At 41.1% G+C, this 6,123-nt stretch carries 6 protein-coding genes; 2 read left to right on the top strand and 4 right to left on the bottom strand.

Going from position 1 to position 6,123, the window contains the following annotated elements; all coding sequences use genetic code 11:
• Positions 1–75 precede the first annotated feature (75 nt).
• On the bottom strand, positions 76–606 hold the full coding sequence (gene mobB, locus BK139_RS17435) for a molybdopterin-guanine dinucleotide biosynthesis protein B (protein ID WP_286149047.1): 531 nt from the start codon (positions 604–606) through the stop codon (positions 76–78).
• Positions 600–1,865, bottom strand: coding sequence for a molybdopterin molybdotransferase MoeA (locus tag BK139_RS17430; protein WP_076261278.1), 1,266 nt, complete (start codon positions 1,863–1,865; stop codon positions 600–602). Before BK139_RS17430 ends, mobB begins: the two co-directional genes overlap by 7 nt.
• Before the next feature lie 226 nt (positions 1,866–2,091).
• Between BK139_RS17430 and ric the strand changes: the two genes are divergently transcribed.
• Positions 2,092–2,784 (top strand): iron-sulfur cluster repair di-iron protein, encoded by a 693-nt coding sequence (gene ric, locus BK139_RS17425; protein ID WP_076261276.1) that lies wholly within the window; start codon positions 2,092–2,094, stop codon positions 2,782–2,784.
• A gap of 112 nt (positions 2,785–2,896) precedes the next feature.
• Here the strand turns inward: ric and moaA are convergent, their stop codons facing one another.
• Complete coding sequence (moaA, locus tag BK139_RS17420) at positions 2,897–3,913, bottom strand: GTP 3',8-cyclase MoaA (RefSeq protein WP_076261274.1); 1,017 nt, start codon at positions 3,911–3,913, stop codon at positions 2,897–2,899.
• Positions 3,914–4,198: 285 nt separating this feature from the next.
• Between moaA and BK139_RS17415 the strand changes: the two genes are divergently transcribed.
• A complete protein-coding gene (locus BK139_RS17415) occupies positions 4,199–4,900 on the top strand; it encodes a Crp/Fnr family transcriptional regulator (RefSeq protein ID WP_076261273.1) in 702 nt (233 codons plus the stop codon).
• Positions 4,901–4,930: 30 nt separating this feature from the next.
• Here the strand turns inward: BK139_RS17415 and BK139_RS17410 are convergent, their stop codons facing one another.
• Entirely contained in the window at positions 4,931–6,058 is a 1,128-nt protein-coding gene (locus BK139_RS17410; protein ID WP_076261271.1) for a TIGR04053 family radical SAM/SPASM domain-containing protein, read from the bottom strand.
• Between the last annotated feature and the right edge of the window lie 65 nt (positions 6,059–6,123).

Here is a 6,123-nt window from a genome sequence, read left to right as displayed (position 1 = left end):
AGATCTTAGCGACACTAGAACGCGACTAACAATCAGTGGGGGATAAGGAACCCCCCCACTGATTGAAGTTTCACTTTATTTCATTCTTTCGCTCACTAAATACTCAACGATCCAATCAGGGCCTTTAGGATCACCAATGCTGAAAAACGGTGCTTCAAAATTTGCATCGTTTAGTTTTATTACGTTATCATCCCAGCTGATCACTGCACATATATTTGTCAATTCCTTCAAAAGATGCATATCTTCATTACTTTTTAGCAAGAGAACCTTAGAATATGATGCCTTTTTATGACCTTCAATTAGCACCACGTCCGGATGCATCTGCAGCACAATGCTTACCTGCTCCTCCAGGCTCCAGCTTTTCTTTTCAGCATGCAGTAGCAGTCTGCCTCCCCCTTCTACAAGTGAAGCTGCAGCCCCTGATTCAATATGGCTTGTGGAATCCTTTCCTTCCGGGGTTTCAGGTTTGCCGCCATGACCATGATGTTTAATGGTAATGACAGAAAGCCCTTTCTCTTTTAATCCGGAAATTAATTTATTTATTAACGTTGTTTTTCCGCTGTTTTGATAGCCGGATACCTGAAAGATAACAGGTTCCTTTACCATGGCCATTCGCTTCCTTCATGGTCCTCAAGCAATAGCACTTCAACGGTGTCACCCTTGCCATAGCCTCTCGTTCCGCCTGGCAGAATCATTAGCGAATTCGCACCGGCAAGACTCATCACAATGTTTGATTTATCCACTCCGCTTGGTGCTGCCACCAGTCGTCCTGACAAATAATTAACAGACGTCCTGACAAATCGTGTAAACGGGTTTGCTTTTGGAAATTCTGCCACCAATTCAGCAGTTTCTTTCCTTAAATGCGGTTTCTCAGAGAAAAGCATTTTTCGGATGACTGGTCTTGTAAAAAGTTCAAACCCGACATAACAGGCAGAAGGATTTCCCGAAAGCCCAAACAGAAGCTTTCCTTCATGCTGGGCAACAGTCGTCACACTGCCTGGCCTCATGGCAACTTTATTGAACAGCACCTCAGCCTCAAGCTTTTCATAAATGCCCGGCAGATAATCAAAATCGCCCACAGATACACCGCCTGTAGTGATCAGCATATCCACATTGTTCAATGCTTCTTTCACAGCATTAAAACATGTATCAAATTCGTCAGGAAGCTTTCCATAATAAATAACTTCCGCGCCGGCCCGTTCAATTTGCGCTGTAATCATATGAGCATTGCTGTTTCTAATTTTCCCCGGCTCCAGCGGTTCATGGACTTCCAATAGTTCAGTTCCTGTTGCAAATAATCCAATAACAGGCTTTTTGGCAACAGGCACTTCTGCATAACCAAAGGTTGCGAGAATGGCCTGAATTCCGGGATTGATCTTTGTCCCCTTTTTAACTAATGAATCTCCTTTTTTTGCATCTTCTCCTTTGAAGGAAACATTGTCTCCCGGTTTATAGGATCGCTTTATGGACATATAATTCTTACCGTCTTCTTCATATGCTTTTGCCAGTTCAAGCATTACAACAGCATCACATTCCTGAGGCATTTGCGCCCCCGTCATAATCCTAACAGCCTGGAATGGACCAATGTTTTTAGAAGTCACATGCCCCGCCCCAATGTGGTCTACCACCTCAAATACGACGGGATTTTCCATTGAAGCTTCCTTTGTATCTGCAGAACGGACAGCAAAACCGTCATATGGTGATCGATCAAAATGAGGGACATCATGTGTCGCTTTTAAATCTTCCGCCAGAAAACGGCCGCTGCTTTCATTAATAGATACGTATTCCGAACTTCCGTTTAATTGATATGCCATGATTTTTTTTACGGCTTCAGCAACAGGAATGGGAGTTCTTTTTTCCAGCATGATATCAGCTCCTATGTACTTTTCTTAATGTATTTTCTAATTCAATTATTATAAACGTACATGAAAATCCATAACATGACAATTATCACACTTTCAGTTTTCATCTATGCAGAGTTTTACCCAAAAAACTTTATAAAAAGCCTGCAAGTGTGATGCCCATCACCAAATTAAAAAGGAAATTCGTTTATTCTTTAGATAGTTCACAAGATAGAAGGAGGAAAATTCAATGACTATACAAATTACAGAAGATCGTCTCGTAAAAGATATCGTAAATGAATTTCCAAAGACAAGCGATGTTTTTAAACGTCATCGCATTGATTTTTGCTGCGGCGGAAATATTCCGCTTGCGCGTGCTGTTTCAGACCAGTCAGCGGATATGAACGTCCTGATTAGCGAATTAAACGAAGTAATTCAAAAGGAAAACCAAACTGATGATTTAGAGGTTTGGACAGATAGTACAACAGATGACATTATTGAACATGTCATTAATCGATATCATCGTCCTCTTGAAGAAGAACTATCACAATTAAGCCCATATGTAACAAAGGTATCAAGAGTTCATGGAGAAAGCCATGAGGAGCTTCTTAAAGTCCATCAATTATTCTTTGAATTGAAGCACGAACTTCTTGAACATACTTCCAAAGAAGAAGAGTCAGTTTTTCCACTTCTGCTGAAGCTTGAAGATCCTAAAGTTGAAAATCGCGAAGAAATCATCAGCTATATCCGGGAGCTTGAGAAGGAGCATGATCATGCAGGTTCAATCTTAAAGGAATTGAGGGAAATTACAGCTGATTTTACTCCTCCAGCTGATGCATGCGGTTCTTACCGTCTTGTATATAAGCGGCTTGAAGATTTGGAAAGCCAAACGTTTATGCATGTTCACCTGGAAAATAATATTCTTTTTCCTCGATATATTTAAACACTCATTATCTGCAGCCAATATCGGCTGCAGATTTTTTGTGCATTCAAACGGCAAAAATAAAAGCCTGCCCGCTGTGCCTATTTCTCATGACACAGCAAAGCATGCTTTTTCATCCCCCAATATAGGACATTTCAATCTTTTTCCTGTTTGCAGCGGTTTCTTCTGTCCGTTCGTCTGAGTACCTGTCTTTTCTGCCATTCCAAATCTTAATAATCCGATCGGTAATTTCTTCGTCAGTAGCGCCTTTTCTCATAAATTCCTTTAAATCGTGCCCTTCACCATTAAATAGGCATGTGAAAATTTGGCCGTTTGCTGACAATCTTGAACGAGTGCAGCTTGAACAGAAGGATTCAGAAACAGATGTAATAAACCCAACATCTACATCGGTGCCTTTATAGCGGTACCGCTTAGCCACCTCTCCGAAATAATCCGGATCTACCGGCTCTAATAAATAGTGTTCCTTTAAGAGCTCATAAATCTCTTTTTTAGTTACTACCTCATCCATTTTCCAGCCGTTCGTGCTGCCGACATCCATGTATTCAATAAAGCGCAGCTGTAAGCCGTTATCTTTACAGAACTTAGCCATAGGGACAATTTCAGAATCATTCAGGCCTTTTTTGACGACCATATTGATCTTCACCCCAAGTCCTGCTTCTTTTGCTGCTTCAATCCCTTTAATGACTGGTTTGACACCCACATTGCGTCCGTTGATTTGTCCGAAAAGCTCATCATCCAGACTGTCAAGACTGATGTTAACCCTCAGCAGTCCTGCTTCCTTTAAGTCCTTCGCATGTTTGGGAAGCAATACGCCGTTGGTGGTTAGTCCAATATCTTTTAATCCCTCAATATCTGAAAGCATTTTGACAAGTTTAGGCATGTCCTTTCTCATAAGGGGCTCCCCGCCTGTTAACCTGATCTTCTCCACTCCAAGGCTTATGAAAATTTTAGCCAGCCTTTCAATTTCTTCATAGCTGAGCAGCTCGCTTTTTGGAAGAAAAGCAAAATCAGGACCGAAGATTTCTGCCGGCATGCAATATTGGCAGCGGAAATTACAGCGGTCAATGACAGAAATGCGCAGGTCTCTTAAAGGTCTATTCAATTTATCTTTAATAATCGTTTTAGCCATTTCGTTCAACTCCATTTAAAGAGTGACTTTATTAAGCTTTCTATACAGATGTATATTTTAGCCTTTCCCTTAAAATAACAGAAATAACCCAGTATCTCAAATTAAGGGCTTTTACTATTAGAACATACAATCGCTGCAATGTTAATAGGGAATTGCTGTTTATAAGTTAAGAGCGACCATTTCTATAGAAAATGCCACAATAAAGACACAAAAGCCGGCAATGTTTTCACTATACAAATGATATTATTGTGAGAAAAGACAGCTGTTTTATGAAGGAGGATTACCATGGCTCATACAGCCATTAAACAGACACATTCCATTGAGATTAAAGAGCTTCTTCATTTCGCTGACCGGCATATGAAAACACAGAAAGGGGCTTATATTTTTCAGGAAGGCATGGATGCTGATGAGCTATATATCATCCTTTCCGGCAAGATTCAAATCAGTAAGATAACAGCAGATGGCAGGGAACTCACCTTCAGGTTATGCGGAGAAAATGAAATCATTGGTGAGCTGACCTTATTTACCAGTGACCCAAAATATTTATTGAATGCTTTAGTTCTTGAAGCTGGTGAGGTAGCTGTGATAAAAAAAGATGTCCTGGAAAAGGAGATTTTTAAAAATAGTACTCTGGCCTATGAATTTATGAAATGGATGAGCGACCATTTCCGCAATACACAGACCAAATTCAGAGACCTTGTGCTTAATGGAAAAAAAGGTGCCCTGTATTCAACTCTTATCAGAATGACTAACAGCTATGGCGTAAAGGTGAATGGCGGCATACTCATTGATCTGCCACTTACGAATCAGGAACTTGGAAATTTTTGCGGCACCTCCAGAGAGAGTACCAACCGGATACTCGGCGAACTGAAGAAGGAAGGAATTATTTCAATTATGAATGGAAAAATTACAGTTAAAGATCTTCAGTATTTAAAAAATGAAATAGGCTGTGAAAATTGCCCTGCCGTATACTGCAGCATTGAATAGGAGTGCAGTCATGATGCACTCCTTATTCCTTTATGCTTTTGCTGCTTTCTTTCTAAGTGCCTTAGGAATATATACACAAAACGGTTCGCTCTCCATATAATCCCCTGTCATGGCAAATGCACGTGACCTTGATCCTCCGCACACATACCGGAATTCACATTGACCGCATTTCCCTTTGTATTTATCAGGATTTCTGAGATCTTTAAAAATGGGCGATTCCCTGTATATTTCAGCGAGGGGCTGTTCCCTTACATTTCCTGCTTTAACAGGCAAAAGCCCGCTTGGATAAACGTCCCCAATGTGTGAAATGAAAACAAACCCGTTTCCGTCATTTACTCCTTTAGGCGCCCTGCCTAAACCATCTATAGAACCCGTCAGCCCCTGCTGTGTAAGTGCATCGAGATATTGAATATCTTCATTTTGAGCTTTTGCTTCCTTCATTTTTTGCTGAATGACTACTCGGCGATAATGCTGGGCAGCTGTTGTCTTAATATCGAAGGAAACCTTTTTGCTTAAGTTATACAGCCATGTAAATACCTTCTCATGCTCAACCGGTGAGATCATATCTTTTTCCTGCCCTCTCCCTGTTGGGACGAGGAAAAACACACTCCATAGAACACATTTGAGTTCTTCTACAACCTTGGCCATCTCCTCCAGGTAATCGATATTATAGCGCGAGATCACTGTATTAATCTGGACTGGAATTTCAAGCTCGTGCAGATATTTAATCCTTTCAATCGTTAAATCGAAGGAACCGGAAGTCCCTCTAAAGTGGTCGTGAATTTCTGCATTTGGGCCATCAAGACTGAACGCCCATCGAGCTAAGCCGACCTGTTTGGCTTTTTCAATAGCTTCTTTTGTTACATTTGGTGTCGCACTGGGCGTCATGGAAACACGAACGCCCTTTTTTACCGCATATTCGGCAATGTCGAATACATCCTGCCTCATTAATGGATCTCCACCCGTAAACACAAGCATAGGGTTATTCATTTCCCTGATTTGGTCAATCAGGGCCTTCCCTTCTTCAAAGGAAAGTTCTCTCGGATCTCTCCTGTACTGTGCTTCCGCACGGCAATGCAGACATTTTAGCTGGCATGCCCTTGTTAATTCCCATATCACAATAAAAGGGTCTTTATTAAAATCCCTATCAAATCCCATTAGAAATGCCTCCTTGATGGCCTGACTCCCGGCCATTTGTCAACGCAAAGCAAACCATATTTTGT

Origin of the sequence: Paenibacillus sp. FSL R5-0490, assembly GCF_001956215.1 — a bacterium.
In the GTDB taxonomy this organism is placed as follows: domain Bacteria; phylum Bacillota; class Bacilli; order Bacillales; family Cytobacillaceae; genus Cytobacillus.
Note: the sequence above shows the minus strand (reverse complement) of the source record. Positions and strands in the feature narration are given on the sequence as shown.

Bases quoted from the DNA above. Each gene is read 5' to 3' on its own strand.
- mobB (WP_286149047.1), bottom strand. From the start codon at position 606: ATGGTAAAGGAACCTGTTATCTTTCAGGTATCCGGCTATCAAAACAGC.
- BK139_RS17430 (WP_076261278.1), bottom strand. From the start codon at position 1,865: ATGCTGGAAAAAAGAACTCCCATTCCTGTTGCTGAAGCCGTAAAAAAA.
- ric (WP_076261276.1), top strand. From the start codon at position 2,092: ATGACTATACAAATTACAGAAGATCGTCTCGTAAAAGATATCGTAAAT.
- moaA (WP_076261274.1), bottom strand. From the start codon at position 3,913: ATGGCTAAAACGATTATTAAAGATAAATTGAATAGACCTTTAAGAGAC.
- BK139_RS17415 (WP_076261273.1), top strand. From the start codon at position 4,199: ATGGCTCATACAGCCATTAAACAGACACATTCCATTGAGATTAAAGAG.
- BK139_RS17410 (WP_076261271.1), bottom strand. From the start codon at position 6,058: ATGGGATTTGATAGGGATTTTAATAAAGACCCTTTTATTGTGATATGG.